Annotated in this window: 22 protein-coding genes, 4 tRNA genes and 1 riboswitch; of the genes, 4 read left to right on the top strand and 22 right to left on the bottom strand. The window is 59.6% G+C overall.

Going from position 1 to position 26,928, the window contains the following annotated elements:
• The first annotated feature begins 14 nt into the window (after positions 1-14).
• On the top strand, positions 15-872 hold the full coding sequence (locus AAIS01_RS00555) for a hypothetical protein (RefSeq protein WP_343467380.1): 858 nt from the start codon (positions 15-17) through the stop codon (positions 870-872).
• A 109-nt stretch (positions 873-981) separates the two neighbouring features.
• On the opposite strand, the gene AAIS01_RS00560 is transcribed toward AAIS01_RS00555, so the two are convergent.
• Positions 982-1,058, bottom strand: a tRNA-Arg gene (locus AAIS01_RS00560).
• Positions 1,059-1,583: 525 nt separating this feature from the next.
• Here AAIS01_RS00560 and AAIS01_RS00565 point away from each other — a divergent pair.
• Entirely contained in the window at positions 1,584-1,910 is a 327-nt protein-coding gene (locus AAIS01_RS00565; protein WP_047228772.1) for an Arc family DNA-binding protein, read from the top strand.
• 121 nt (positions 1,911-2,031) lie between these two features.
• Here the strand turns inward: AAIS01_RS00565 and mgtE are convergent, their stop codons facing one another.
• Positions 2,032-3,474 carry a magnesium transporter gene (mgtE, locus tag AAIS01_RS00570; RefSeq protein ID WP_092392955.1) on the bottom strand — a complete coding sequence of 481 codons (1,443 nt, stop codon included), beginning with the start codon at positions 3,472-3,474 and terminating at the stop codon, positions 2,032-2,034.
• Between the two features lie 322 nt (positions 3,475-3,796).
• Here mgtE and AAIS01_RS00575 point away from each other — a divergent pair, with 322 nt between their 5' ends.
• A complete protein-coding gene (locus AAIS01_RS00575) occupies positions 3,797-4,300 on the top strand; it encodes a cell envelope protein SmpA (RefSeq protein WP_343467381.1) in 504 nt (167 codons plus the stop codon).
• 40 nt (positions 4,301-4,340) lie between these two features.
• On the opposite strand, the gene AAIS01_RS00580 is transcribed toward AAIS01_RS00575, so the two are convergent.
• From AAIS01_RS00580 to ltaE, 7 genes are all read right to left on the bottom strand, one after another.
• Positions 4,341-4,417 (bottom strand) — tRNA-Arg (locus AAIS01_RS00580).
• 72 nt (positions 4,418-4,489) lie between these two features.
• A tRNA-Arg gene (locus AAIS01_RS00585) sits at positions 4,490-4,566 on the bottom strand.
• A 112-nt stretch (positions 4,567-4,678) separates the two neighbouring features.
• Positions 4,679-4,769, bottom strand: a tRNA-Ser gene (locus AAIS01_RS00590).
• Between the two features lie 62 nt (positions 4,770-4,831).
• A complete protein-coding gene (gene csrA, locus AAIS01_RS00595) occupies positions 4,832-5,020 on the bottom strand; it encodes a carbon storage regulator CsrA (RefSeq protein WP_003178872.1) in 189 nt (62 codons plus the stop codon).
• A 183-nt stretch (positions 5,021-5,203) separates the two neighbouring features.
• A complete protein-coding gene (locus AAIS01_RS00600; protein WP_092392961.1) occupies positions 5,204-6,445 on the bottom strand; it encodes an aspartate kinase in 1,242 nt (413 codons plus the stop codon).
• 89 nt (positions 6,446-6,534) lie between these two features.
• A complete protein-coding gene (gene alaS, locus AAIS01_RS00605; protein ID WP_343467382.1) occupies positions 6,535-9,159 on the bottom strand; it encodes an alanine--tRNA ligase in 2,625 nt (874 codons plus the stop codon).
• A gap of 146 nt (positions 9,160-9,305) precedes the next feature.
• The gene (gene ltaE, locus AAIS01_RS00610; protein WP_343467383.1) at positions 9,306-10,310 is read right to left on the bottom strand and encodes a low-specificity L-threonine aldolase; all 1,005 of its coding nucleotides are present in this window, start codon (positions 10,308-10,310) and stop codon (positions 9,306-9,308) included.
• Positions 10,311-10,579: 269 nt separating this feature from the next.
• A riboswitch (FMN riboswitch) is annotated at positions 10,580-10,747 on the top strand.
• Between the two features lie 100 nt (positions 10,748-10,847).
• Here ltaE and AAIS01_RS00615 point away from each other — a divergent pair.
• Positions 10,848-11,357: a 6,7-dimethyl-8-ribityllumazine synthase gene (locus AAIS01_RS00615; protein WP_092457313.1), complete on the top strand. Its 510-nt coding sequence runs from the start codon at positions 10,848-10,850 to the stop codon at positions 11,355-11,357.
• Between the two features lie 137 nt (positions 11,358-11,494).
• Here AAIS01_RS00615 and astE read toward each other — a convergent pair whose 3' ends face one another.
• From astE to acs, 13 genes are all read right to left on the bottom strand, one after another.
• Positions 11,495-12,502 (bottom strand): succinylglutamate desuccinylase, encoded by a 1,008-nt coding sequence (gene astE, locus AAIS01_RS00620; protein ID WP_076383740.1) that lies wholly within the window; start codon positions 12,500-12,502, stop codon positions 11,495-11,497.
• Positions 12,503-12,513: 11 nt separating this feature from the next.
• Positions 12,514-12,801: a topoisomerase II gene (locus tag AAIS01_RS00625; protein ID WP_092392973.1), complete on the bottom strand. Its 288-nt coding sequence runs from the start codon at positions 12,799-12,801 to the stop codon at positions 12,514-12,516.
• Positions 12,802-12,870: 69 nt separating this feature from the next.
• Positions 12,871-14,217: an N-succinylarginine dihydrolase gene (gene astB / locus AAIS01_RS00630; protein ID WP_343467384.1), complete on the bottom strand. Its 1,347-nt coding sequence runs from the start codon at positions 14,215-14,217 to the stop codon at positions 12,871-12,873.
• A gap of 130 nt (positions 14,218-14,347) precedes the next feature.
• A complete protein-coding gene (gene astD, locus AAIS01_RS00635) occupies positions 14,348-15,817 on the bottom strand; it encodes a succinylglutamate-semialdehyde dehydrogenase (RefSeq protein ID WP_343467611.1) in 1,470 nt (489 codons plus the stop codon).
• Positions 15,814-16,839 carry an arginine N-succinyltransferase gene (gene astA, locus AAIS01_RS00640; protein ID WP_092392983.1) on the bottom strand — a complete coding sequence of 342 codons (1,026 nt, stop codon included), beginning with the start codon at positions 16,837-16,839 and terminating at the stop codon, positions 15,814-15,816. Before astA ends, astD begins: the two co-directional genes overlap by 4 nt.
• Before the next feature lie 55 nt (positions 16,840-16,894).
• The gene (aruF, locus tag AAIS01_RS00645; RefSeq protein WP_047228784.1) at positions 16,895-17,914 is read right to left on the bottom strand and encodes an arginine/ornithine succinyltransferase subunit alpha; all 1,020 of its coding nucleotides are present in this window, start codon (positions 17,912-17,914) and stop codon (positions 16,895-16,897) included.
• A gap of 234 nt (positions 17,915-18,148) precedes the next feature.
• Positions 18,149-19,369, bottom strand: coding sequence for an aspartate aminotransferase family protein (locus AAIS01_RS00650; RefSeq protein ID WP_343467385.1), 1,221 nt, complete (start codon positions 19,367-19,369; stop codon positions 18,149-18,151).
• A 398-nt stretch (positions 19,370-19,767) separates the two neighbouring features.
• A complete protein-coding gene (gene argR, locus AAIS01_RS00655; RefSeq protein ID WP_343467386.1) occupies positions 19,768-20,748 on the bottom strand; it encodes a transcriptional regulator ArgR in 981 nt (326 codons plus the stop codon).
• Between the two features lie 113 nt (positions 20,749-20,861).
• On the bottom strand, positions 20,862-21,626 hold the full coding sequence (locus AAIS01_RS00660) for an ABC transporter ATP-binding protein (protein ID WP_256231232.1): 765 nt from the start codon (positions 21,624-21,626) through the stop codon (positions 20,862-20,864).
• A 56-nt stretch (positions 21,627-21,682) separates the two neighbouring features.
• Positions 21,683-22,381, bottom strand: coding sequence for an ABC transporter permease (locus tag AAIS01_RS00665; protein WP_186635882.1), 699 nt, complete (start codon positions 22,379-22,381; stop codon positions 21,683-21,685).
• Positions 22,378-23,067: an ABC transporter permease gene (locus AAIS01_RS00670; protein ID WP_343467387.1), complete on the bottom strand. Its 690-nt coding sequence runs from the start codon at positions 23,065-23,067 to the stop codon at positions 22,378-22,380. The genes AAIS01_RS00665 and AAIS01_RS00670 overlap by 4 nt, the downstream gene beginning before the upstream one ends.
• A gap of 90 nt (positions 23,068-23,157) precedes the next feature.
• Positions 23,158-23,931: an ABC transporter substrate-binding protein gene (locus AAIS01_RS00675; RefSeq protein ID WP_343467388.1), complete on the bottom strand. Its 774-nt coding sequence runs from the start codon at positions 23,929-23,931 to the stop codon at positions 23,158-23,160.
• 770 nt (positions 23,932-24,701) lie between these two features.
• Positions 24,702-26,657 carry an acetate--CoA ligase gene (gene acs / locus AAIS01_RS00680; RefSeq protein ID WP_256231236.1) on the bottom strand — a complete coding sequence of 652 codons (1,956 nt, stop codon included), beginning with the start codon at positions 26,655-26,657 and terminating at the stop codon, positions 24,702-24,704.
• Between the last annotated feature and the right edge of the window lie 271 nt (positions 26,658-26,928).

Consider the following 26,928-nt stretch of genomic DNA (forward strand, 5'->3'; position numbering starts at 1 on the left):
AGAGCGATCTAGCGATGACCGAGCGGCAACGTCCACTGGAACACAAGGCCTTAGATGTATTTTACAACGACGCCTTAAAAGCATTCGACGCAGCAACTTGTGAGGCGATCGCAGTTAGCCAATCGATTGGAGTTAGAGAGGCAGTGGCACACAAAGGCCACTCAACCTATGTTTTCCTTCGGTTATGCCGTCATGCCAAATCAATCATCTGCGCGGCTCCTCGCTCGCGGTGGACTCGAGCAGATTTCACTGACTGGGATTTTGGGAATGTTGCCGGCCATGGCAGAGCGATACTTGAAGGCTATCTTCTGCTTCTATACCTGATAGAGGAACCGGGGAGCCAATTCGAGTGGTCAGCCAAGATAAACGTCATGTTTCTCAACGACTGTACCCGCCGAATCAAAATGCTTACGAATGCTGGCGTTGTAGAGGATGTGAAGAAACTGGAAGTAGACGCTGAAGAGCTTCGAGGTCGCCTTCTCTCAAATAAATGGTTCACCGCGCTTCCCGCACCGACACAGAAGAGATGTCTGTCAGGTGATAATTTGACGATCCAAAGCAGAGACGAACTGCTTCAGAAGGCCGGCTGGGAGAAAAATAGCTTTTACGCGATTTGGGATCTCTTGTCGCAATATGCCCATGTGCTCCCGATATCCTTCATCAGGATGGAGGCAAATGGCAGGGGCTCCGGCTTGGAGAATGACACCGACAAAGGCTATACGTCGCAGTTAATGACCTGGTGCACTGAAACGCTGGTTGCTGCGACAGACTTGATGGCAGAGGCCTTTCCCGATACTGCAGCAGCGCGCCTCGGAATAAAGTCCAAATTTAACCCTGGCCCCCGAGCCAACCGCCCAGAGCGCAGAAAATAGGTTGTAAAAGCGTAGCTAGCAACAGCGTTTTTTTATGCTCAATGCTGCCACCCTGCTGTCACGGCTTGTTTCACCGGTAGACAATATTGGCTGAAAGCGTTGAATTATATGGTGTCCCAGGGCAGGTTCGAACTGCCAACCTTCCCCTTAGGAGGGGGATGCTCTATCCAATTGAGCTACTGAGACACAAGTCGACCACGAGAAACGCGGTGCGTTGGACGGCGTGCATGTTAACGGTCAGCCTGGCGTTTGTCATGTCGTCCATGGCTTTTTAAGTGTAGGCAGATGTACCGCTCGCCACGCATTCCATCGAAAATCCCGGACCGGACTGCCGCTTATCTGGCCCACCCTGCTCATTCTAGTAAATCGGCAAATTGCCACTATCCTATACAATACAAGGACAGCACACGCCTCTGCCCCCTCTGGGCTTATCCGCCGGACGGTATGGCACATAGACACGATGCAGTGGTCACAAGATGCGAACCTGGGAATTTTTCAAACCAGTCCGCATTTTTGACGAAGGGTACTGGCATAACGCCTTTACGCGGATCAATATTTGTCACAGAATTGGCGCCAATGATCTGGCAATTTTGAGGCATGATGCGGGCCTCTTAACAATTCAGGTTGAACATTTGGCTAAGGGGCTTGTCCTATCGACATCCTGCGGCCAATCCCGAGAACCGCTCCCCTGAACTAACCGGTTAAATAAATATGCGCCCAATGAAACAGGCAATTTATTCCAGCCGTACGGCTGACAAGTTCGTCGTACGTCTGCCAGACGGAATGCGGGAACGCATTGCCGAGGTGGCTCGCAATCATCACCGCAGCATGAACTCCGAAATCATCGCGCGCCTTGAGCAAAGCCTTATTCAGGAAGGTGCGTTGGGTGAAGAGCTGAGCATGCGGCTGGACAGCCCAGAGCTGTCATTGCATGAACGCGAGCTGCTTCAACGCTTCCGACAACTCTCTCATCGCCAGCAAAACGCCCTCGTTTCGCTGATTGCCCATGACGTAGAAATGACCGCAGACGCGTCCTGATCGCACCCAACATATTAAAGCCAGCCTTGCGCTGGCTTTTTTTTGCCTGGAATTTGGTCAGTGATATTTCTGGTGCCCTCAATAAAGCCCGCCAAATTGGCGGGCTTTATTGAGGCGCGAATCAGAGCAGGAAAATCGTTGCCAACCCCAAGAAAATGAAGAACCCGCCACTGTCGGTCATGGCGGTAATCATCACGCTGGCCCCCATGGCGGGGTCACGCCCCAATCGAGCCAGGGTCATGGGAATCAACACCCCCATCAAGGCCGCCAACAGCAAGTTGAGCGTCATCGCCGCGGTCATCACCACGCCCAGCGACCAACTGCCATACAGCAGATACGCCACCACGCCGATCACCCCACCCCAAACCAGACCGTTGATCAAGCCCACGGCCAGTTCCTTGCGCATCAGTCGCGACGTATTGCCGGTACTGACCTGGTCCAGCGCCATGGCGCGGACGATCATGGTAATGGTCTGGTTGCCGGAGTTGCCGCCAATCCCCGCAACGATAGGCATCAACGCCGCTAGGGCCACCAGTTTTTCGATAGAGCCCTCGAACAGACCGATGACCCGGGAGGCGATAAAAGCCGTGATCAAATTGACCGCCAGCCAGGCCCAACGGTTACGCAGGGACTTCCAGACCGAGGCGAAGATGTCTTCCTCTTCGCGTAGACCGGCCATGTTGAGGACTTCGCTTTCGCTCTCCTCACGAATCAGGTCGACCATTTCGTCGATGGTCAGACGGCCGATCAACTTGCCGTTCTTGTCGACAACGGGTGCGGAAATCAAATCGTAACGTTCGAACGCCTGGGCCGCATCGTAGGCATCCTCGTCCGGATGAAAACTCACCGGATCGCTGGCCATGACCTCGGCCACCTGCTTTTCCGGATCATTGACGAGCAATCGCTTGATAGGCAGCACGCCCTTAAGCACACCGTCGTAATCGACCACAAAGAGTTTGTCGGTATGCCCCGGCAGCTCCTTGAGACGGCGCAGGTAACGCAATACCACTTCAAGACTGACATCCTCACGGATGGTCACCATCTCGAAGTCCATCAGCGCACCGACCTGCTCCTCGTCATAGGACAACGCCGAACGCACGCGCTCGCGCTGTTGGCCGTCGAGGGTTTCCATCAGTTCGTGGATAACGTCCCGTGGCAATTCGGGCGCAAGGTCGGCGAGTTCGTCGGCGTCCATTTCCTTGGCCGCCGCCAGCAGCTCGTGATCATCCATGTCAGCGATCAGGGTTTCACGAACCGAGTCGGACACTTCAAGCAGGATGTCACCGTCACGATCCGCCTGGACCAACTGCCAGACCGTCAGACGCTCTTCCAGCGGCAAGGCTTCAAGAATGTAGGCAACGTCGGCGGAGTGCAGGTCATCGAGCTTGCGTTGCAGCTCGACGAGATTCTGCCGGTGGACCAGGTTCTCGACCAGATCGTGATGCGGGCCTTCCTGGCGATGCGTCAGGTCTTCGACTACCCGCTGACGATGCAGCAGCTCAACGACTTGAGCAAGGCGATCCTGAAGGCTTTCTTGCGTTTTCTTTACTTCTATTTCGGTCATAGGCGAACTCCACTCCCAGCAGTGGAGCACGCCGGAAGGATCAATCAGTCAGTTCATGATTGGTAAAACGGGATATTGAGTAACTACTGGGTAAGTCCATGGGATATTCCACAAGCCCCGGCGGGGCTGACGGGCGCAATCATACACCGCTTGACGCTTTAAAACGTTAAAAAATCATGGCAAGAACAAGCGCTTGCGAGACATACCTGAACGCAGATTGAACCTCTATGCCTACGACGACTTATCCTGAAAAGAAAACACACGCCCCGCTAAAAATGTAGCGGCTACCCTTCTGTTCTTCACCGTCAAGGAGGACGTCAGGATGCCCGTCAGTCGCTACCTGTTTTTACTCGCTGCCCTGCCCTGCCTGCCCTTGGGGGCTGCCGGGCAAAGCGTGCATCGCTGCGAAAGTACCGCTGGGCACGTAACCTTCACCACCCTGAGTTGCCGACCAGGAGAAACCCTGTCACTTCAGCAGGTCCATCCGACCAGCCCAGGGACGATCCAGCCGCTGGCAGAAGCACTGCTGCCCGAAGCAGAGGTTCGGCAAACATCTGGCAACAAAACCAACCGCAAGGAACCGACTGTGGTCGGCCAGCATGAAGACAACTGCGTAAATGTGCTCAACCCCAGGCAACGCCGCGAAGCGATCATAAACAGGCGAATCGTGAGCGGCATGAGCCAGCAGGACGTGGAAAGCGCTCTGGGCAGACCCGACTCGGTCAAAATCAGGAATTCCAGCACCCGATATACCTACAAAGCGAAAAAAGGTCGCAGCGCAGAGATCGTGTTCGATGAGAAGGGGTGTGTAAAAGGCAAACCGTAGACAGCAAAAAGCCCGCGTCAAACGCAGGCTTTTTGGTGTTTGGTGCACTCGACAGGATTCGAACCTGTGACCGCTCGGTTCGTAGCCGAGTACTCTATCCAGCTGAGCTACGAGTGCATATTGTGGTTTTATACCAGATCACAACTGGTTGAAGCCAAGTTATTTGCATCACTGCAAACAACTCTTAAATGGTGCACTCGACAGGATTCGAACCTGTGACCGCTCGGTTCGTAGCCGAGTACTCTATCCAGCTGAGCTACGAGTGCGTGCATTTGTTGCCGCGCATTATAGGTCGCCGAATCTATTTGTAAAGCGCTTTTTTTCAGTAATTTCAACAACTTACTGATAAAGCCAGATCACGTCGCACTAAATAAATAATGGCGGAGAACGGGGGATTCGAACCCCCGACACCCTTTTGAGGTGTACTCCCTTAGCAGGGGAGCGCCTTCGGCCACTCGGCCAGCTCTCCGCAACACGGGGCGTATATTAACCACCTTCATCCCCGTTTGCAAACATAAAAAACGATAAAAATTAATGGCTTGGTTCGTCGTCCTTCTCTTTCTTGATACGCAGGTAAATTTCCTCTCGGTGCACCGCGACCTCTTTCGGGGCGTTGACGCCAATACGCACTTGGTTTCCTTTGACGCCGAGCACGGTCACGGTGATTTCGCCATCGCCAATAATCAGGCTCTCTGCGCACCGACGAGTCAGAATCAGCATACCTTTCTCCTCACGCAATTCAGTTCAGGGACAACAGTCTGCAAAAAAAAGGCGTAGGCCCTACAACCGAAACGGTCGCAGCCTACAAGCCTAGTATTGACCAGCGCGAGCAAAAGAACAGTTTTGGAGCGCGCCTTTCAGGAAAACAAAGGGCGCGGTAAACCGCGCCCTCCAGACAACGCCTTATTCGCCCTGTCGAGCCGCAGCGTCGAGTTCGAAAGCCGTGTGCAGGGCGCGCACGGCCAGCTCCAGGTACTTCTCTTCGATAACCACCGAAACCTTGATTTCCGAAGTGGAGATCATCTGGATGTTGATGCTTTCCTTGGCCAGGGATTCGAACATACGGCTGGCCACGCCTGCGTGAGAACGCATGCCGACACCGACGATCGAGACCTTGGCGATCTTGGTATCACCCACCACTTCTCGGGCACCAATCTCGTCAGCCGTCTTTTTCAGCACAGCTTCCGCGGCCTGGTAGTCGTTGCGGTGCACGGTGAAGGTGAAGTCGGTGGTGTTATCGTGCGCGACGTTCTGCACGATCATGTCGACTTCGATGTTCGCGGCACTGATCGGGCCGAGAATCTTGAACGCCACGCCGGGGGTGTCTGGCACGCCACGGATGGTCAGCTTGGCTTCATCGCGGTTGAAAGCGATGCCGGAAATGATCGGCTGTTCCATGGATTCCTCTTCATCAATAGTAATGAGGGTGCCCGGACCCTCTTTGAAGCTGTGCAGAACGCGCAGCGGAACGTTGTACTTGCCGGCGAATTCGACGGCCCGGATCTGCAGCACCTTGGAACCGAGGCTGGCCATTTCCAGCATCTCTTCGAAGGTGATCTTGTCCAGGCGCTGAGCCACAGGCACTACCCGTGGGTCGGTGGTGTAGACACCATCCACGTCGGTGTAGATCTGGCATTCGTCAGCCTTGAGTGCCGCCGCCAGGGCCACGCCTGTGGTATCGGAACCGCCACGGCCGAGGGTGGTGATGTTGCCGTGCTCGTCCACGCCCTGAAAACCGGCGACCACCACCACGCGACCGGCCTTCAGGTCACCGCGAATTTTCTGATCGTCGATCTGCAGAATACGCGCTTTATTGTGCGCGCTGTCCGTCAGGATACGAACCTGATTGCCGGTGTAGGACACTGCCGGCACACCACGTTTGATCAGCGCCATGGCCAGCAAGGCGATGGTCACCTGCTCGCCGGTGGAAACGATCACGTCCAGTTCACGCGGAACCGGTTGCTGCTCGCCGCTGATTTGCTTGGCCAGATCGATCAGACGGTTGGTCTCGCCGCTCATTGCCGACAGCACAACCACCAGGTCATCGCCCGCTTCACGGAATTTCTTAACCTTGTCGGCGACTTGTTCGATTCTCTCGACAGTGCCGACCGAGGTGCCTCCAAATTTCTGTACGATCAAAGCCATTTCAAAGCCGCCTCTGCCCATGAAGGGCGCCCAATAATCACTCAACAGCGGCCGGGCCCGCGACTAGACCACGCACCCGGAACGCTGCCTTAAATACCCTGCTCTACAAATGCAACGGTCTGGGCCAGTGCCGCATCCAGGGCGCTGGCGTCGGTGCCGCCGCCTTGCGCCATGTCCGGACGACCACCGCCCTTGCCGCCCACTGCCGCAGCGGCCTGCTTCATCAAATCACCGGCTTTGAGTTGGCCAGTCAGGTCTTTGGTCACGCCTGCGACGAGAACGACCTTTTCCTCATGGACACTGCCGAGCAGGATCACTGCGCGGCCGAGTTTGTTTTTCAGCTGATCGACCAGCGCCAGCAGCGCTTTGCCATCCTGACCGTCAAGACGCACGGCCAGCACTTTCACGCCCTTGACGTCCACGGCTTGGGCCGACAGATCATCGCCCGCGGCGCTGGCAGCCTTGGCCTGCAACTGCTCGAGTTGCTTTTCCAGCAGACGGTTGCGCTCCAGCACAGCCGAGAGCTTGTCGATCAGGTTGTCACGGCTGCCCTTGATCAGGCTCGCCGCTTCCTTGAGTTGTTCTTCGGCGGCGTTGAGGTACGCCAGGGCCGCCGCACCGGTGACCGCTTCAATGCGACGCACGCCGGAAGCCACGCCACCTTCGCTGATGATTTTCAGCAAACCGATATCGCCGGTCCGGTTGGCGTGGATACCACCGCACAGCTCCACGGAGAAATCGCCGCCCATGCTCAGCACGCGCACACTGTCGCCGTACTTCTCGCCGAACAACGCCATGGCACCCTTGCGCTTGGCGGTCTCGATGTCGGTTTCTTCGGTCTCGACCGGCGAGTTCTTGCGGATCTCGGCGTTAACGATGTCTTCCAGCGCCTTGAGCTGCTCAGGCTTGATGGCTTCGAAATGGCTGAAGTCAAAGCGCAAGCGCTGACTGTCGACCAAAGAGCCCTTCTGCTGGACGTGCTCACCCAGTACCTGACGCAACGCGGCGTGCAGCAAGTGCGTAGCCGAGTGGTTCAGCGAGGTGGCGTGACGAACCTCAGCATCGACATGAGCGGCTACCGGAGCGGCAACCATCAGGCTGCCCGACGCCAATACGCCGTGGTGCAGGAACGCGCCACCGGTCTTGGTGGTGTCACGCACATCGAAACGCGAGTTGCCGGCCTGCAGGTAACCGCTGTCACCGATCTGCCCGCCGGATTCGGCGTAGAACGGCGTCTGGTCCAGTACGATCACCCCTTCCTGGCCTTCGCTCAGGATGTCGACCGACTGCCCGTCCTTATAGATAGCCACGATCTTGGCCGAGCCGGTAGTGGCGGCGTAGCCGGTGAATTCGGTGGCCACGTCTACCTTGACCAGGCTGTTGTAGTCCATGCCGAAGGAGCTGGCGGAACGCGCACGCACTCGCTGGGCTTCCATCTCGCGCTCGAAACCTTCCTCGTCGAGGGTCAGGTTGCGTTCGCGGGCGATGTCGCCCGTCAGGTCCATCGGGAAACCGTAGGTGTCGTACAGCTTGAACACCACATCGCCCGGTACCACGTTGCCCTTGAGCTCGGCCAGATCCTGCTCGAGGATCTTCAAACCCTGCTCCAGGGTTTTGGCAAACTGCTCTTCCTCACCCTTGAGCACACGTTCGATGTGCGCCTGCTGGGATTTGAGTTCCGGGAAGGCCTCGCCCATTTCGGCCACCAGGGCCGCGACGATCTGATAGAAGAAACTGCCCTTGGCGCCCAGCTTGTTGCCGTGACGGCAGGCGCGACGAATGATCCGGCGCAGCACATAGCCGCGGCCCTCGTTGGACGGCAACACGCCATCGGCAATCAGGAAGCCGCAGGACCGGATATGGTCGGCGACCACTTTGAGCGAGGCCTGATTGTCGTTGCTGCAACCGATGGCCTTGGCCGAAGCGCTCAGCAGGCTCTGGAACAGGTCGATTTCGTAGTTGGAGTGAACGTGCTGCAGCACCGCACTGATCCGCTCCAGGCCCATGCCGGTGTCGACCGACGGCGCTGGCAACGGATGCAACACGCCATCGGCGGTGCGGTTGAACTGCATGAAGACGTTGTTCCAGATTTCGATGTAGCGGTCGCCATCTTCTTCCGGCGAGCCGGGTGGGCCGCCCCAGATGTCGGCGCCGTGATCGTAGAAAATCTCGGTGCAAGGGCCGCACGGGCCGGTGTCGCCCATGGTCCAGAAGTTATCGGAGGCGTAAGGCGCGCCTTTGTTGTCGCCGATTCGCACCATGCGTTCGGCCGGGACACCGACCTCTTTGGTCCAGATGTCATAAGCCTCGTCATCGGTGGCGTAGACCGTTACCCAGAGCTTCTCCTTGGGCAGGTTCAACCACTTGTCGGAGGTCAGGAAGTTCCAGGCGAAGGTGATGGCGTCGCGCTTGAAATAATCACCGAAACTGAAGTTACCCAGCATTTCGAAGAAAGTGTGGTGACGAGCGGTATAGCCGACGTTTTCCAGGTCGTTGTGCTTGCCGCCGGCACGCACGCATTTCTGGCTGCTGACGGCACGGGTGTAGGCACGTTTTTCCTGGCCCAGGAAGCAGTCCTTGAACTGGTTCATCCCCGCGTTGGTGAACAGCAGGGTCGGGTCGTTGCCCGGAATCAAAGAGCTGGAGGCTACTCGGGTGTGGCCTTGCTCTTCGAAGAAGCGAAGGAAGGCTTCACGGATTTCTGCGCTTTTCATTAGGTTCTTCCACGGAGGCTGCGGCCAAAGGCCTGTGCAAAACGTCAACAGACGAAGCAACGGCAAAGGGCCGCATTATATCGGCCCTTTGCCTGGGGTACAGCGTGTTTATGCGATAGAAACGGTCAATTGGACCGCTTGGCGGGTCAGTGACGGGAAAAGTCGACGAAAGCGCAGATCACTTCGTCGATTTGCGCGCCACTGACATCCATATGGGTCACCATTCGCAGCCGTGGCGCGGCGCTGAGCTTGATGCCACGCTCGGCGGCAAACGTCTTCATCGCCTCGGCTCGCTCGCCCATCTGCACGTAAACCATGTTGGTCTGCACCGGCTCGACCTCGTAACCCGCCCCGCGCAAGCCCTCGGCAAGCCGCTGGGCATTGGCGTGGTCATCGGCCAGGCGCTGGACCTGATGATCCAGCGCATACAGCCCCGCCGCTGCCAGGATCCCGGCCTGACGCATGCCCCCGCCGACCATCTTGCGCAGCCGACGCGCCTTTCCGATCAGTTCGACGCTGCCGCAGAGGACCGAGCCAATCGGAGCGCCAAGGCCTTTGGACAGGCACACCGACACCGAATCGAAATGCTGGGTGATCTCTCGGGCGTCGACGTTCAGCTTGACGGCAGCGTTGTACAGCCGCGCGCCGTCCAGGTGCAGGGCCAAGCCATGCTCTTGGGTAAAGCGCCGGGCCCGGGCCAGGTAATCCAGCGGCAGGACCTTGCCCTGCATGGTGTTTTCCAGCGCCAGCAGGCGAGTACGGGCAAAGTGGAAGTCATCGGGTTTGATCGCGGCGGCCACTTGCTCCAGGTCCAGAGAGCCGTCCGCTTGCAGCTCAAGGGGTTGCGGCTGGATTGAACCGAGCACCGCCGCACCGCCGCCTTCGTATTTATAGGTGTGGGCCTGCTGGCCAACGATGTATTCGTCCCCACGCTCACAATGGGCCATCAACCCCAGCAGATTGCTCATGGTGCCCGACGGCACGAACAACGCCGCAGCAAAGCCCAGGCGCCCGGCCAGCTCGGCTTCGAGGCGATTGACGGTCGGGTCTTCGCCATACACATCGTCGCCGGTCGGCGCGCTGGCCATCGCCTCCAGCATGGCGGCGGAGGGCTGGGTGACCGTGTCGCTGCGAAGATCGATAACACTCATGAATCTGGCCTCGGTTCAGGTGAAGGGGAATCCTTTTCGAAGGGCAATTACTGCGGGCTTGGCGGTGAATAATCAAGTCTGATCGAAGGAATTTCCGTGGCGAGGGAGCTTGCTCCCGCTGGACTGCGAAGCAGGCCCAATCTCTGGCGGCTGCTTCGCACCCGAGCGGGAGCAAGCTCCCTCGCCACATTGTCCTCGGGCCATCCAGGTCATGCGCTGTGCTGAAATATGTGTTAAAAATCCTCCGCTGCCATAAACCATGGCGGCAAAAACGTTCTCAGGGCGGGGTGCAATTCCCCACCGGCGGTAATTGCACGCAAGGTGCATAGCCCGCGAGCGCTTGGCGGCACACGGCTTTTGCGGTGTAGCGCCAAGGTCAGCAGATCCGGTGTGATTCCGGGGCCGACGGTCATAGTCCGGATGAAGAGAGAACGGGATCGGCACCCAAGGGCCGTCTGCGACTGTCTGCGCGCGACGCACCCTCGAATCCCCTTCGATTCATGACGCCCTGTTTTTTACACAAACAGGAACCAGAACATGCAACCCACCGCAATCGACAGCAAAACCAAAAGTCATCCCGGCGAGCGCGTCGCGTTCATCCAGGCCTGCTGGCACAAGGAAATCGTCGACCAGAGCCGTAAAGGCTTCGTCGCCGAAATGATCAGCCAGGGTTACCAGGAAAGCGATATCGACTTCTTCGAAGTCGGCGGCGCCTTCGAGATCCCGCTGCATGCCAAACTGCTGGCCAAGTCTGGCCGCTACGCCGGCATCGTCGCCGCCGGGCTGGTGGTGGACGGCGGTATCTATCGTCACGAGTTCGTCGCTCAATCGGTCATCAGCGGCTTGATGCAGGTGCAGCTGGAAACCGAAGTACCGGTGTTTTCGGTCGTACTCACGCCGCATCACTTCCACGCAGGGGAAGAACATCAGAAATTCTTCTTTGAGCATTTCGTGCACAAGGGCCAGGAAGCGGCGAAGACCTGTGCCGATACGCTGCACAAGACCCGGGCGTTACGGCGCAGTGAGCAGCGGGCGGTAGCGGTCTAAGGCTAGACACAGATTCCCTTGTGGGAGCGAGCCTGCTCGCGATGACAGAGTGTCAGTCGCCATCAATGTCGGCCGATATACCGCTATCGCGAGCAGGCTCGCTCCCACAGGGGGCATGTATTGAGTCTACATTCGGGTCAGGCCAGGTTCTCATCCGTCGCCGGCACAATCAGGATCCCCGCCCGCAAACCATTCTTGACCTTGGGGTTGGGGAAGATGATCCGGGCGCCCTCTTCTTCGATCACCCAACGGGTCTGGGCGATGTCTTCGGCCAGCACATAACCTTTTCCAAGCTCCGAGAAGTTCTCGATGTCCGCTGGCAGGTTCAGGCGAAAGCTGTCGCTGTGCTTGATGATTTCCCGCGCGACGCTGAACAGTTGCAGGCCGTCCAGACTTTCGTCCGATTCGGGTTCGGTGCCTTCGATAATCTGTTGCAGGCGGGTTTCCAGCAGACTGACGTTGACGCCGTCGTTTTCCCCGAATGGCCGGGCCTTGCCCAGTTCCAGGGTGAAAGACTCGGCACCCAACTGGTCATAGGTGTAGGCGCTGAACACAATGGACGGTTTGTTCTGCAGCAGCACCGCTTCCATACCGGCGGCGCGCAGCCGCGCCAGCTCACGGCGTGAATGCTGGCGACCTTCCTTCCACGGATACAGGGCGAATTGCTCGATCTTCGAACCCCGGATGGCGGTGTGCAGGTCGTAATGCAAGCGACTGCGGTCCGGCACGCTGAAGAAACTGGCGGCCAACCGCTCCAATTCACAAGCCCGCAACGCCTCGGCGCCGCCGCTCAGCTCATGACGACCGTTGAACAACCGGTTGACGTCCTGCTCGACAAAACGCTCTCCGCGGCGGATGGCCTCGGGATTGCCAAACAGAAACAGAATGCGTGCCCGTGGCTTGAGATCCCCACGGGCGATGTCGTGCAGCAACCGATCAAGCAATTCGATCGGTGCGGTTTCGTTGCCGTGGATACCGGCTGACAGCAACAGATCCTGGCCATTGTCCCGGGCCTGGGGCGGCTTGACCTCCAGCGCGCCCTCGCTCAGCCAGCGCATCCGTACGCCTTCGACAGTCAGTTGAGTCTTCTCCGCCGGTTCGCGGCCGGCGAGGGTCAGTTCAAGCAATTTGCCGAGGGCGAGCATAGCGCGGCTCCTTAATGGTCGTGGCCGCAATCCGGGCCATGGACATGATCATCGTCGCCCATGTCGGCCGGTTCCATTTCCAGTTGCAGGCTCACCAGGTTGGTGGCCAATGGGCGCAGCAACAGGTTGGCGTATTCCTCATCCCCTTCCTCGACATCGACGCCGATCAGCAACTGACCGCGGCCGTCCTGCTGGATCCACACCTCTTTGCCCTGCCACATGACCGCCACGCGGGTGCAGGAGGTTTCCAGTTGGGTGCCATCGGTGTCTTCAAGGATCAGTTGCAAGGTATCGCTCATGTTTTTACGTTCTCGTCGGGGGAAAAGGCAACGCGCCCTGCTTTGACTGTAGTCAGGTCGCGCGTGCTTTCAATTGATCTGGAAAGGATAAACCGCGCCAAGTTTAAGGATTTGTGTCAGCTCATCCAGTGCCGCCCGGCATTCGAGCAGCAACTGCGGGTCCGCCAGGTCATTTTCGGTCATGCGATCGCGGTAGTGACGCTCGACCCATTGGGTCAGCGAATCGTACAACGGCGCGGTCATGATAACCCCTGGGTTGACGGCGGCCAGTTCGGTTTCATTGAGGGCCACGCGCAGCCTCAGGCAAGCCGGACCACCGCCGTTCTGCATGCTTTGCTTGAGGTCGAAGACCTTCACTTCGCCAATCACCCCGCCAGAGCCCGTCAGGCCTTGCAGGTACTGCCAGACGCGTTCGTTGCCGTGGCACTCTTGCGGCACGATCAACAGCATCGAGCCGTCGGGACGCGACAGCAACTGGCTATTGAACAGGTAGGAACGTACCGCGTCATCGACGGTAACCGCCGAACGCGGCACGCACACCGACTGAAATGTCCCACCGACCTTGGCGAGTTTGCTGCTCAGCTCGGCCAGCATCCGGTCGGTCTCGAGAAACGCATCTTCGTGATAGAACAGCACTTCGCCGTTGCCCACCGCGATCACGTCGTTGTGGAACACACCCTGGTCGATCACTGACGGGTTCTGTTGGGCGTACACAACGCCCTCCTCCCTCAGACCATGCAGACGAGCGACCGCCTGAGAAGCTTCCAGGGTCTGGCGGGCCGGGTACTTCTGCGGCGCTGGATAACGGGTGTCGAAGGCGCTGCGGCCGAACACGAAAAATTCGACGCCCGCCTCGCCGTAAGCCCGACAGAAACGCGTGTGGTTGGCCGCGCCTTCGTCGCCGAACTGCGCCACCGCCGGCAGCGCGGCGTGGTGGGCAAAGTGCTGCTGATCGGCAAACATCGCCCCCAGTACGCGACTGGTGGTCGGGTGTTCAATGCTGCGGTGGTATTTGCAGTTCAGATTGGCGGCGGTGAAATGCACGCGGCCATCAGCCGTGTCGGCGCTCGGGCTGACCGTAGCGGCATTGGCCACCCACATGCTGGAGGCCGAGCAACTGGCGACCAGCAGCGGCATCGCTTCTTTGGCAGCCTGCTGGATGACCTGAGCATCGCTGCCAGCAAAACCCAACCGACGCAGGGCCGCCACATCAGGACGCTCCTGGGGCGCCAACACGCCTTGCTGGAAGCCCATGTCCATCAACGCTTTCATTTTCGCCAGGCCCTGCAACGCCGCTTCCTTGGGGTTGGAGGACTGCTGGCTATTGCTCTGGGACGCGACGTTGCCGTACGAGAGCCCGCCGTAGTTGTGGGTCGGCCCCACTAGACCGTCAAAGTTGACTTCATAGGATTTCATCAGCGAGGCTCCACGAGAATCTGTTTTTTATAGGCATCAAGTAACACCGCGGTGCGGCTATCGCGAGCAAGCTCGCTCCCACAGGGTCTTGCACTGTCCTTGTGGGAGCGAGCTTGCTCGCGATCAGGGTTCACACCATTCTCACGCCGGGGGTCAGGGCAGCCGGCATGACAAGGCTTGGGGTTTCCAGTGACGCCACCGGGTACGCGCAATAATCAGCCGCATAATAGGCACTGGCGCGGTGGTTGCCCGAGGCCCCGACACCGCCGAATGGCGCGCTGCTGGCGGCGCCGGTCAGTTGTTTGTTCCAGTTGACGATGCCGGCACGGCTCTGCAGCCAAAACTGCTGGTAACGCGCTTCGGAATCCGACAACAGACCCGCAGCCAAACCATATTGGGTGTTGTTGGCCTCGGTGATTGCCGCGGCGAAATCCGTGTAGCGAATCACCTGCAGCAACGGCCCGAACAACTCTTCGTCAGGACGCTCGGCCACCGCCGTCACATCCAGGATGCCCGGTGTCAGCAACGCAGCCTGGGCCAGCGGCTGGGTCATGGCCAACAGCGGCACGGCACCCAGGCCCAGCAAATGGTTTTGCGCATCCATCAGCGCCTTCGCTGCGCCCAGGGAAATCACCGAGCCCATGAACGGCGCCGGTTGCTGATCAAAGGCACCAACTTCCAGCGTCGAGCTGACCGCCACCAGACGCGCCAGCAAGGCATCGCCCCACGCCCCTTCCGGCACCAGCAGGCGCCGTGCGCAGGTACAGCGCTGGCCGGCAGAAATGAAGGCCGACTGAATGATGGTGTAGACCGCCGCATCGACGTCCGCCACTTCATCCACCACCAGTGGATTATTACCGCCCATTTCCAGCGCCAGGATCTTGTCCGGGCGCCCGGAGAACTGTTGATGCAAGAGATTGCCAGTGCGGCTGGAGCCGGTGAAAAACAACCCGTCGATGCCCGGATTCGCCGCCAGGGCGATGCCGGTTTCCCGCGCGCCTTGCAGCAGGTTCAGCACGCCCGCCGGCAGACCGGCTTCGACCCAGCACTTGACCGTCAGCTCAGCGACTTTCGGGGTCAGCTCGCTGGGTTTGAACAACACCGTGTTGCCGGCCAACAAGGCCGGGACGATGTGCCCATTGGGCAAATGGCCGGGGAAGTTGTAAGGGCCGAACACCGCCACCACACCATGGGGTTTGTGGCGCAGCACGGCGGTGGCGTCGCCCAGGGGCCCGCTCTTCTCGCCAGTGCGCTCGCGGTAGCTCTGCACGGAAATGGCGACCTTGTTGACCATGCTGGTGACTTCGGTGGTCGCTTCCCACAACGGCTTGCCAGTTTCTTCACCGATGCAGTGGGCCAGTTCATCCGCGTGGTTCTTCAAGGCCGCGGCAAACGCCTCCAGCACCTGGATACGCTCATCCAGCGAACGGCGGGCCCAATCCGGGAAGGCCTGACGCGCGGCCTGCACCGCCGACTCCACCTGCGCCGCCGTGGCGCCATTGCCGGACCACAGCACCTGCTGGGTCACCGGGTTCAACGACTCAAAGAGATCACCCTGACCTTCCAGCCAGCTTCCAGCGATGTACAGCGACTTCATTATTTCGACTCCCGAGCAGCGGACAACGCAACGGCGCGCACCTGATCGCCGGCGTTGAGTTGAAGACGTTTGGCCGTCAGCGGATCCACCACCAAGGTGCCCGCGGCCAAGCGCGCCGGCGCAGCCGTGATGCGGCAGTCTTCGCGCTTGCGGTTATGCATGATGAACGGCGTGGCGTCGTCGCCCGGCGTGCCGATGGCCAATACCAGTGCCTGGCTGTCGCGAATCGCGCGGATCTTGCCGGTTTCGCATTCAACGGCCGGGCCGGCGTCGAAGATGTCGACGTAACCCTGGTAACTGAACCCTTCGCTCTTGAGCATCGACAGCGCAGGCTCCGTGTCGGGATGAACCTGGCCGATCACCGCCCGGGCATCCTCCGACAGGAAACAGGTGTACAGCGGGAACTTGGGCATCAGCTCAGCGATGAACGCCTTGTTGCCCACGCCGGTCAGGTAATCGGCCTGACTGAACTCCATCTTGAAAAAGTGTCGCCCCAGGCTTTCCCAGAACGGCGAGCGGCCTCTGTCATCGGACATGCCACGCATCTCGGCGATGATCTTGTTGCCAAACAGATTCGGGAACTCGGCGATGAACAGCAGCCGCGCCTTGGCCAACATGCGGCCATTGAGGCCACTGCGGTAGTCGGCGTGCAGGAACAGCGAACACAGCTCGGAATTGCCGGTCAGGTCATTGGCCAAAAACAGCGTCGGAATTTCCCGATAGATGTTCAGCTCCTGGGAGGCGCTGACCGTCAGGCCGACCCGGAAGTTGTACCAGGGCTCGCGCAGCCCAACAGCCCCGGCGATGGCGGAAATGCCCACCACGCGACCGTCGTCGTCTTCGAGCACGAACAGGTAGTCCGCATCGCCACGCCCGGCTTCGCCGCGAAAAGTCTTCTCGGCCCAGCCGACCCGATGAGCCAGGCGCTCCTCGTTGGCCGGCAAGGTGGTCAGGCCGGTGCCGGTGCTGCGGGCCAGGGCAATCAGAGCGGGTAAATCGCTGCTGCGTACGGGACGAACGATCATGCTATCTCCTCAAACGGGTCGCTCTCGGCCACCCGCGAAACTCAGCTGTAAGGCGTTAAACCGCCACCAGGCGCACGCTGGCACCCTCGCCGACGCCCAAGGCTTCGGCCGCTTCCATATCCAGGGTCACCGGCTTGCCGGGCGCGTAGTCGAGTTCCAACAAAACCGCGCGGTAATCCTGCAACTGGGCGTTGGCCACCAGGTATTGCCGGCCGGCGCCCTTGACGGGCTCACCGAGCTTGACCGGCACCACGCGGCTCTGGGCAATCGAGCGGATCCCCGAAACGCGGGCATGCAGTGTCGGGCCACCGTCAAAGATGTCGATGTAATGATCGGTCTCGAAACCTTCGCGCATGAGGATGTCGAAGGTGATCTGCGCACGCGGATGGACCTGCCCCATGGCTTCCTGAGCGGCGTCCGGCAACAGCGGCACGTAGATCGGATAGTGAGGCATCAGCTCGGCGAGGAAGGTGCGGCTCTTCAGCCCGCACAGGCGCTCGGCGGCAGCGTAGTTGAGGTCGAAGAAGTTGCGACCGATGGCGTCCCAGAACGGCGAGTCGCCATTTTCGTCGCTGTAGCCGACGATCTCGGTCACCACCGAGTCGGCAAAGCGCTCCGGATGGCTGGCGACAAACAGCAGGCGCCCACGCGAATTGAGCTCCGACCACGGCGAGCCGACCAATTCCGGCACCACATAGAAGCTGGTCAGCAGGCTGTTACCGGTCAGGTCGTGGCACTGAGAGAGCACGTGGATCTTGTTGTGGATCTTCAGCTCACGGGAAGCGTGAACGAACGTCTCGTTGCGAAAACTGTAGAACGGCTCGGAATAACCGGCCGAGGCCACGATGGCCGAACAGCCCGCCAGCTTGCCGGTCGCGGTGTCTTCAAGGACGAAGAAATAGCTTTCTTCGCCGTTGAAGCTGACTTCGGCGGCAAACGAGGCTTCGCTCGCGGCGATCTTGTCGCTCAGGCGTTCCACGTCATCCGGCAAGGAAGTGACACCGATCGGACTGTCCGCAGCCAGACGCTGTACCTCGCCCAGATCCGCCATTTGTGCGGGGCGCATCACCAGCATGGTGTCACTCCTTTACTTGAAATAAATGGTTCGACCATTAGGTCGATACACAGAGAAAAAATACGGACCGGCTACGCATCAATCCAAGCGCGAGAGTGGACTTCTTGTGGGAGCGAGCCTGCTCGCGATGCGGACACTTCGGTCTGCCTGGCGGGCCAAGGCGATTGCAATCGCGAGCAGGCTCGCTCCCACAAAAGCCCGGCTCCCATTGGAGCCGGTACAGTCTGTAAACAATCAGGCTTGCGTCAGCTTCGCCGCGGCCCGCTCGAAGCGGTCCAGGCCGGCATCGATGTCGGCATCCTCGACCACCAGGCTCGGGGCGAAACGGATCACGTCCGGGCCGGCCTGGAGGATCATCAGGCCTTCCTGTTCGGCGGCGTTGAAAATGTCCTTCGCCTTGCCTTTCCAGGCGTCGTTCAGCACACAGCCGATCAGCAGCCCCAAACCACGCACCTGAGTGAACAGGCCGTATTTCTCGCCGATCTGCTCCAGGCGGGCCTTGAACTTGTCATGCTTGGCTTTGACGCCGGCGAGCACCTCAGGCGTATTGACCACATCGATCACCGCTTCGGCCACCGCGCACGCCAGCGGGTTGCCGCCGTAGGTGGTGCCGTGGGTGCCGACCACCAGGTGCTTGGCCAACGCTTCGGTGGTGAGCATTGCCGCGATCGGGAAACCACCGCCCAGGCTCTTGGCGCTGGTGAGAATGTCCGGGACCACGCCGTAATGCATGTAGGCGAACAGGTGGCCGCTACGGCCCATGCCGGTCTGCACTTCGTCGAACACCAGCAGCGCGTCGTGGGCATCGCACAAATCACGGGCCCCTTGCAGATAACCCAGCTCGGCCGGCAATACGCCGCCCTCGCCCTGGATCGGCTCCAGCACCACGGCGCAGGTCTTGTCCGAAATGGCCGCTTTCAAAGCCGCCAGGTCGTTGTAGGGAACGTGGGTAATACCGGTGATTTTAGGCCCGAAACCGTCGGAGTACTTCGATTGCCCGCCCACGTTCACGGTGAACAGCGTACGGCCGTGGAAGCTGTTGAGCGCGGCGATGATTTCGTATTTTTCGCTACCGAAACGATCGAACGCGACGCGACGGGCCAGCTTGAAGGCGGCCTCGTTGGCTTCGGCGCCGGAGTTGCAGAAGAACGCCCGCTCGGCAAAAGTTGCATTGACCAGTTTATGGGCCAGGCGCAGGGCCGGCTCATTGGTAAAGACGTTGGACACATGCCACAGCTTGTTGGCTTGTTCGGTCAGGGCGGCGACCAGTGTCGGATGGGCGTGTCCCAATACGTTGACCGCGATACCGCCGGCGAAGTCGATCAGTTCGCGACCGGACTGGTCCCACACGTGGGAACCGGCGCCACGCACAGGGATGAAAGCAGCAGGCGCGTAGTTGGGGACCATAACCTGATCGAAATCGGCGCGTTGTACGGCGGCTTGCTCAACGGACATCGGAGTCTCCTGAAGAGGAACACCCGCCTGGAACTGGCGAGCGATGAGGGGATTGTAAGGACAGTTTTCAGCTCGGCCTTGTCGCCAAGCGACAACTTCTTATAGCGCCAACCCCCGTTTTTAGCGGGTTTATGGCAATGCGACAAATAGCGTCGCAAAGGCGCAGTTTAAACGTTGTCGCGGGATTTTAGGCGCTGGCTTCTACATTTCCCTGGCCATGCAAAACCTTGTGGCGAGGGGATTTATCCCCGCTGGGTTGCGAAGCAGCCTAAAGCCAGGCAATTCGGTGTGCCAGATAGATTGGGTTGACTGTCTTGGGGTTGCTTCGCAACCCAGCGGGGATAAATCCCCTCGCCACAGGGTTACATACCCCGGCCCTTACAGAGGAGGCGCCGGCCCTAGCCGCGCTCGGACGGCACCGACGACAGTTCGAAGGGGCTGCTGCTGCGCCGCTGGTTGCGGTCTTCCCGGGGCGTGGCGCCGAAAAAGTTGCGGTAGGCACTGGAAAAATGCGGCCCCGAGGAGAAGCCGCAGGACAGGCCGATCTGAATGATCGACTTGCTGGTCTGCATCAGCATCTGCCGGGCCTTGTTCAGGCGCAATTCCAGGTAGTACTGGCTCGGCACACGGTTGAGGTATTGCTTGAAGATCCGCTCCAGTTGCCGACGGGACACGCACACGTGCTGGGCAATTTCGTCGGTGGTCAGCGGCTCTTCGATGTTGGCTTCCATCAACAGCACGGCCTGGGTGAGCTTCGGATGGCTGGAGCCCAGACGGTTCTGCAAGGGGATGCGCTGACGCTCGCCGCCCTCGCGGATGCGCTCGACCACCAGCTCTTCCGAGACCGCGCCGGCCAGTTCCGCGCCGTGATCGCGTGCCAGCACCGCCAGCAGCAGATCGAGCACCGACATGCCACCGCAAGCGGTCAGGCGATCGCGGTCCCAGTCAAACAGATGGCTGGTGGCAATGACTTTGGGGAAACGCTCGGAAAAGTCATCCTGCCAGCGCCAATGCACGGCGGCGCGGAAACCGTCGAGCAAACCCAACTGGGCCAATGGGTAGACACCGGCGGATAAACCACCAATCACACAACCGGCACGCACCAGTTGTTTGAGCGCGCTACTCAGGGGCTGCGCAAGCGCCGCCGGTGGCTCGTCGGCCAGCAGGAACAGCTTATGCAAGCCTTCGAGCTTGCCAGCCCAAGGCTCGCCCGGTAGCTGCCAAGCGCCTTCGGGCTGTGGTTCGGCCTGCAGGAACGACAATTCGTAGACGACATCCGGATGCACCCGCTGAGCAACACGCAAGGCCTCCTCGGCCAGCGCCAGCGTCAAGGCTTTAGTGCTGGGCCAAATCAGGAAACCAATTCGATGGGCAGTCATGGTGGGCAATCCGAAGCGAAAACAGTGTTAAAGCCAAAAGCGGCTGCAACCAAATTAGACCATCTGGCGCACGGTGCGCAGCATGACCTGAATCAGGTGCGTAACGGGAGCGATTACTTGAGGCTGCCCGAAAGAAATTGTTGCAGCCGCTCCGATTGCGGATTGACCAGTACTTCGCGCGGGTTGCCGCTCTCTTCGACGATGCCTTTGTGCAGGAAGATCAGTTGGTTCGACACCTCACGGGCAAAGCCCATTTCGTGGGTCACCACCACCATGGTCCGGCCTTCCAGCGCCAGGGCCTGCATCACTTTGAGCACATCGCCCACCAGTTCCGGATCCAGGGCCGAAGTCGGCTCATCGAACAGCATGACTTCCGGCTCCATCGCCAACGCCCGGGCAATCGCCACGCGCTGCTGTTCGCCGCCGGACATGTGCCCTGGGTAGGCGTCCTTGCGATGCGCCACACCGACCTTGTTCAGGTAGTGCTCGGCCTTTTCGCGCGCCTCGGCCTTGGCCACGCCCAGCACATGCACCGGCGCTTCCATGATGTTTTCCAGCGCGGTCATGTGGGACCACAGGTTGAAATGCTGGAACACCATCGACAACCGCGAACGCATACGCTGCAGTTGCTTGGGATCGGCGGCCTTCAAGGCACCGTCCTTGCCCGCCACCAGGTTCAGCTCTTCGTTGTTGAGCAGAATCTTGCCGGCATGGGGTTGCTCAAGCAGGTTGATGCAACGCAGGAAGGTACTTTTGCCCGAGCCACTGGAACCGATGATGCTGATCACATCGCCGGCGGCGGCCTTGAGGGAGACACCCTTGAGCACCTCGTGACTGCCATAGCGTTTATGCAGGTCTTGGACTTCGAGCTTGTACATGCGGTCGGTTCTCACAAAACGTCAGTCGTTGAGCAGTCGATCGGATCGATGCGTTATCAGTGCTTGCGCGGGGCCAGGTAACCCAGCCAGCGGCGCTCGGCCAGCTTGAACAGGCGCACCAGGATAAAAGTCAGGCACAGGTAGAAAACGCCGGCCGTGATGTAAGCCTCGAACGGCAAGTAGTACTGCGCATTCACCGTGCGCGCGGCACCGGTGATGTCGATCAGGGTCACGATGGAGGCCAGGCTGGTGGTCTGCAACATCATGATCACTTCGTTGCTGTATTGCGGCAGCGCCCGGCGCAGCGCCGAGGGCAGCAGGATCCGGCGATACAGCTTGTAGCGCGACATGCCCATGGCCTTGGCCGCCTCGATCTCACCGTTAGGCGTGGCCCGCAGGCTGCCGGCGATGATTTCGGCGGTGTAGGCGCTGGTATTGATGGCAAACGCCAGGCACGCACAGAAGGTCGCGCTGGACAGCCATGGCCAGAGGAAGCTCTCGCGTACGGCTTCAAACTGCGCCAACCCGTAGTAGATCAAAAACAGCTGCACCAGCATCGGCGTGCCGCGGATCACATAGGTATAGAGCCAGGCGGTCATGTTGACGATCGGCTGCTTGGAGACCCGCATCAGGCCCAGGGGCAATGCCGCCAGCAAGCCAAAGAACAGCGACAGGGCCAACAGCTTCAAAGTGGTCAGCAGGCCACTGAAGTACAGCGGCAACGCTTCATAGATGACGTTGTAGTCGAAGATCATAGATCAGCCGCCCTTACGCCTACCGAGTAGCGCTTCTCAAGTTGACGCAATGCCAGCAACGAGACACTGGTAATCACCAGGTACATCGCCGCCACTGCCAGGAAGAAGGTGAAAGGCTCGCGGGTGGCATCCGCCGCCTGCTTGGCCTTGAACATCATGTCTTGCAGGCCCACCACCGAAATCAGCGCCGTGGCCTTGGTCAACACCAGCCAGTTGTTGGTGAACCCCGGAATCGCCAGACGAATCATCTGCGGCACCATCACCCGGAAAAACACCTGGAACCCACTCATGCCATACGCCACGCCCGCCTCGGCCTGCCCCTTCGTGATAGCCATGAACGCGCCGCGAAAGGTTTCCGACAGGTATGCACCGAAGATGAAGCCCAGGGTGCCGATACCGGCCGCCAACGGGTTCAGGTCGATGTAATCGTCATAACCGAGCATCGGCGCCACGCGATTGAGCAGGTCCTGGCCGCCATAGAAAATCAGCAGGATCAGCACAAGGTCGGGAATGCCGCGAATGACCGTGGAATACAGGTCGCCCAACCACGCCAGCCAGCGCACCGGCGAGAGGCGCAACGCGACGCCGATCAGCCCCAGGACAATGGCCAGGGCCATGGACGACAAGGCGAGCTGAAGCGTCAACCATGCGCCATCGAGGATGACAGCCCCGTAGCCTTTCAACATGATTCAGGTCCTCGAGAGTGGGATGAAAAAATGGCGCAAACCGCAGAGATCCTGTTGCTTGCGCCATTTCGCACGAGTGGCGGGACGTCGTTACTGGCCGTAGATATCGAAGGCGAAGTACTTGTCCTGGATTTGCTTGTATTTGCCGTTCTCGCGAATGGCGGCAATCGCGCCGTTGATCTTGTCCTTGAGAGCATCGCCCTTGCGCACCGCGATGCCTACGCCGTCGCCGAAGTATTTGACATCGGTGAAGGCCGGGCCCACGAACGCAAAGCCCTTGCCGGCGTCGGTCTTGAGGAAACCGTCATCCAACAGGGTAGCGTCTGCCACGGTGCCGTCGAGGCGGCCGGCGGACAGGTCCAGGTAGATTTCATTCTGCGAACTGTACGGTTTGATCTCGGCACCCAACGGGGCCAGGACTTCACGGGCAAAACGCTCGTGGATCGAACCGCGCTGCACGCCCACGTTCTTGCCTTTGAGCTCGGTCAGGCCGTCGCTGACCTGGGTACCGGCCTTCATCACCAGACGGGCCGGGGTGTTGTAGTACTTGTTGGTGAAATCAACAGACTTCTTGCGATCTTCGGTGATGGACATGGACGACAGGATCGCGTCGATCTTGCGCACCTTGAGCGCCGGGATCAGGCCGTCGAACTCCTGCTCGACCCACACGCACTTGACCTTCATCTCTTCGCACAGCGCATTGCCGATGTCGTAGTCGAAACCGACGATACTGCCGTCCGGGGCTTTCGAGGCGAACGGAGGGTAAGCCGCTTCAATACCGATTTTCAGGGGCTTTTCTGCGGCGAATGTCGACAGGGACAGCACGGACAGTGCCAGGGCGCCAAGCAGCACAAGTTTCTTCATCTTGGGACTCCATCGGGAAAGGGCAAAAACGGCAGAGTGAGCAACAGCCCAATATGCGAATGGGTGGAACGAACTTTAGTGCTGCGTCCTAAGAAAGCGTGCGTCTATTCAACGCAGCTCACGACGAGCGAGTGATCGGCATTCTAACGACAGGGCCGAAGCCGATATTTCTTCAATGCGACAACAAATTACAGAAGCATAGAAAACGCGACTCGAGCGCATTGACAGCTTTGCAAATTCATGCAAGAGAAAAAGAAAGGGAACCGATCCATGCTGCAAATAGCGGGCCCATTATTCGCAAACCCTTCTAATCCGGCAAGCACAGCGTGTCGCCTTCTTTCACGAACAGCGAGCAAAGGCCCTCAAACGGGGCATTGCGTTGCACATCGCCCCGTGATGGCGCCTTTGGTTACACATTTCGAAAGGTCGGTAACGTTCAGACCCCTCCTACTTTAAACGCCGATATTTATTCATCCATCGAACCCGTGGCGAGGGAGCTTGCTCCCGCTGGGCTGCGCAGCAGCCCCAAAGCCAGGCACCGCGTTCGTTCGAACACTCAACCTGTGGCGAGGGGATTTATCCCCGCTGGGTTGCGCAGCAGCCCCAAGATTCCCAATCCGATTCTACCTGATACACCGAGTTGCCTGGTTTCAGGGCCGCTTCGCAGCCCAGCGGGGATAAATCCCCTCGCCACAAGGGTGCGCGCCAGGCCCACAAAAAAGCCCCGCCCGGCAAATACCGGGCGGGGCTTTCGGTGTTACGGGCTACCGTCAGGCGACGTTCATGGTCTTGTGCGTCTCGATCAGGTGCGCCACTACGCCCGGATCAGCCAAGGTAGAGATGTCACCCAAGCCGTCGTACTCCGCCGTGGCGATCTTGCGCAGAATGCGGCGCATGATCTTGCCGGAGCGGGTTTTCGGCAGGCCCGGGGCCCACTGGATCACGTCCGGCGAAGCAATCGGACCGATCTCCTTGCGCACCCAGTTCTTCAGTTCCAGACGCAAAGCCTCGCTGGTTTCTTCGCCGGCATTGAGGGTCACGTAGACATAAATGCCCTGCCCCTTGATGTCGTGCGGCACACCCACCACCGCCGCTTCGGCGACTTTCGGGTGAGCGACCATGGCGCTTTCGATCTCGGCCGTGCCCATGCGGTGGCCGGACACGTTGAGCACGTCATCCACCCGACCGGTGATCCAGTAGTAGCCGTCTTCGTCGCGACGCGCGCCGTCACCGGTGAAGTACATGCCGCTGAAGGTCTTGAAGTAGGTGTCGACAAAACGGTCGTGGTCGCCGTACAGCGTGCGCGCCTGGCCTGGCCACGAATCGAGGATCACCAGGTTGCCTTCGGCCGCGCCCTCCACCAGGTTGCCGAGGTTGTCCACCAGCGCCGGCACCACGCCGAAGAACGGACGCGTGGCCGAACCCGGCTTCAACGCCGTGGCACCCGGCAACGGGCTGATCAGCACGCCACCGGTTTCGGTCTGCCACCAGGTGTCGACGATCGGGCAACGTTCCTTGCCGACATTCTTGTAGTACCAGTCCCAGGCTTCCGGGTTGATCGGCTCACCCACCGAGCCCAACAGACGCAGGCTGCTGCCATCGGCGCCTTCGACGGCGGCGGTGCCCGAGGCCATCATTGCGCGGATAGCGGTCGGCGCAGTGTAGAGAATATTGACCTTGTGCTTGTCGATAACCTGAGCCACCCGGGTGATGTCCGGGTAGTTCGGCACGCCTTCGAACAACAGCGTGGTCGCGCCGTTGGCCAACGGACCGTAGACGATATAGCTGTGGCCGGTGACCCAGCCGACGTCGGCGGTGCACCAGTAGACTTCGCCCGGCTTGTAGTCGAATACGCGCTCATGGGTCAGGGCCGCATAGAGCAGGTAGCCGGCGGTGGTGTGCTGCACGCCCTTGGGCTTGCCGGTGGAACCGGAGGTGTAGAGGATGAACAGCGCTTCTTCGGCGCCCATTTCTTTCGGCGCGCAAACGGTGCCGGCCACCTTCATCAGGTCTTCGTACCAGATGTCGCGGTGCTGGTTCCACTTGATGCCGCCACCGGTGCGCTTGCACACGATGACTTTCTGAATGCTGCTGGTTTCCGGGTTGGTCAGTGCGTCATCGACGTTGGCCTTGAGCGGGATCTTCTTGCCGGCACGAATACCTTCGTCGGCCGTAATCACCACTTTGGATTTGCAGTCGATGATCCGGCCGGCCAGTGCTTCGGGGGAGAAACCGCCGAACACCACCGAGTGAATCGCGCCGATCCGGGTGCAGGCCAGCATGGCGACCACGGCTTCGGGGATCATCGGCATGTAGATCGTCACCACGTCACCGCGATGCACGTCCTGGCCGCGCAGGGCGTTGGCGAACTTGCAGACTTCTTCATGCAGTTCGCGATAGGTGATGTTGCGGCTCTCGGCAGGGTCGTCGCCCTCCCAGATGATCGCAATCTGATCGCCGCGCTCGGCCAGATGACGGTCGAGGCAGTTGTAGGAAACGTTCAAGGTGCCATCGGCAAACCACTTGATGTCGACATGGTGATCGTCAAAGGACGTCTGCTTCACCGTGGTGAAAGGCTTGATCCAGTCGAGGCGCTTGGCCTGCTCGCGCCAGAAACCATCCGGGTTAACCACCGACTGCTGGTACATGGCCTTGTAGGTCGCCTCGTCAGTCAGCGTGTTAGCCGCTACCTCGGGACGAACGGGATACAGAGAAGCCGCACTCATCTTTCTTACCTCGGTGACATAGTTGTTTTTGTATGTACCCGTTGTAGCCGGGGCGAGCCTATAGAACCATTCGACGATGGTAGTAACAAGTCCCTACAAAATGTCGGTACTAACGTGCCAGCCCTTGCCAGCGGGCATTTCCCCGTGAGAGCGAGCCCGCTCCCACAGTTGAATTCAGTGAACGCCTATCTTCCGTCCAACACAGACCCTCTGTGGGAGCGGGCTTGCTCGCGAAGACGGTGGTCAATCCAACACCGACATAACTGCAAAC

Source organism: Pseudomonas halotolerans, assembly GCF_039581215.1.
GTDB classification, from domain to species: Bacteria; Pseudomonadota; Gammaproteobacteria; order Pseudomonadales; family Pseudomonadaceae; genus Aquipseudomonas; species Aquipseudomonas tehranensis.

What these genes read in the sequence shown, in the direction of transcription:
- AAIS01_RS00555 (WP_343467380.1), top strand. Translation starts at nt 15, where the DNA reads ATGACCGAGCGGCAACGTCCACTGGAACACAAGGCCTTAGATGTATTT.
- AAIS01_RS00565 (WP_047228772.1), top strand. Translation starts at nt 1,584, where the DNA reads ATGCGCCCAATGAAACAGGCAATTTATTCCAGCCGTACGGCTGACAAG.
- mgtE (WP_092392955.1), bottom strand. Translation starts at nt 3,474, where the DNA reads ATGACCGAAATAGAAGTAAAGAAAACGCAAGAAAGCCTTCAGGATCGC.
- AAIS01_RS00575 (WP_343467381.1), top strand. Translation starts at nt 3,797, where the DNA reads ATGCCCGTCAGTCGCTACCTGTTTTTACTCGCTGCCCTGCCCTGCCTG.
- csrA (WP_003178872.1), bottom strand. Translation starts at nt 5,020, where the DNA reads ATGCTGATTCTGACTCGTCGGTGCGCAGAGAGCCTGATTATTGGCGAT.
- AAIS01_RS00600 (WP_092392961.1), bottom strand. Translation starts at nt 6,445, where the DNA reads ATGGCTTTGATCGTACAGAAATTTGGAGGCACCTCGGTCGGCACTGTC.
- alaS (WP_343467382.1), bottom strand. Translation starts at nt 9,159, where the DNA reads ATGAAAAGCGCAGAAATCCGTGAAGCCTTCCTTCGCTTCTTCGAAGAG.
- ltaE (WP_343467383.1), bottom strand. Translation starts at nt 10,310, where the DNA reads ATGAGTGTTATCGATCTTCGCAGCGACACGGTCACCCAGCCCTCCGCC.
- AAIS01_RS00615 (WP_092457313.1), top strand. Translation starts at nt 10,848, where the DNA reads ATGCAACCCACCGCAATCGACAGCAAAACCAAAAGTCATCCCGGCGAG.
- astE (WP_076383740.1), bottom strand. Translation starts at nt 12,502, where the DNA reads ATGCTCGCCCTCGGCAAATTGCTTGAACTGACCCTCGCCGGCCGCGAA.
- AAIS01_RS00625 (WP_092392973.1), bottom strand. Translation starts at nt 12,801, where the DNA reads ATGAGCGATACCTTGCAACTGATCCTTGAAGACACCGATGGCACCCAA.
- astB (WP_343467384.1), bottom strand. Translation starts at nt 14,217, where the DNA reads ATGAAATCCTATGAAGTCAACTTTGACGGTCTAGTGGGGCCGACCCAC.
- astA (WP_092392983.1), bottom strand. Translation starts at nt 16,839, where the DNA reads ATGATCGTTCGTCCCGTACGCAGCAGCGATTTACCCGCTCTGATTGCC.
- aruF (WP_047228784.1), bottom strand. Translation starts at nt 17,914, where the DNA reads ATGCTGGTGATGCGCCCCGCACAAATGGCGGATCTGGGCGAGGTACAG.
- AAIS01_RS00650 (WP_343467385.1), bottom strand. Translation starts at nt 19,369, where the DNA reads ATGTCCGTTGAGCAAGCCGCCGTACAACGCGCCGATTTCGATCAGGTT.
- argR (WP_343467386.1), bottom strand. Translation starts at nt 20,748, where the DNA reads ATGACTGCCCATCGAATTGGTTTCCTGATTTGGCCCAGCACTAAAGCC.
- AAIS01_RS00660 (WP_256231232.1), bottom strand. Translation starts at nt 21,626, where the DNA reads ATGTACAAGCTCGAAGTCCAAGACCTGCATAAACGCTATGGCAGTCAC.
- AAIS01_RS00665 (WP_186635882.1), bottom strand. Translation starts at nt 22,381, where the DNA reads ATGATCTTCGACTACAACGTCATCTATGAAGCGTTGCCGCTGTACTTC.
- AAIS01_RS00670 (WP_343467387.1), bottom strand. Translation starts at nt 23,067, where the DNA reads ATGTTGAAAGGCTACGGGGCTGTCATCCTCGATGGCGCATGGTTGACG.
- AAIS01_RS00675 (WP_343467388.1), bottom strand. Translation starts at nt 23,931, where the DNA reads ATGAAGAAACTTGTGCTGCTTGGCGCCCTGGCACTGTCCGTGCTGTCC.
- acs (WP_256231236.1), bottom strand. Translation starts at nt 26,657, where the DNA reads ATGAGTGCGGCTTCTCTGTATCCCGTTCGTCCCGAGGTAGCGGCTAAC.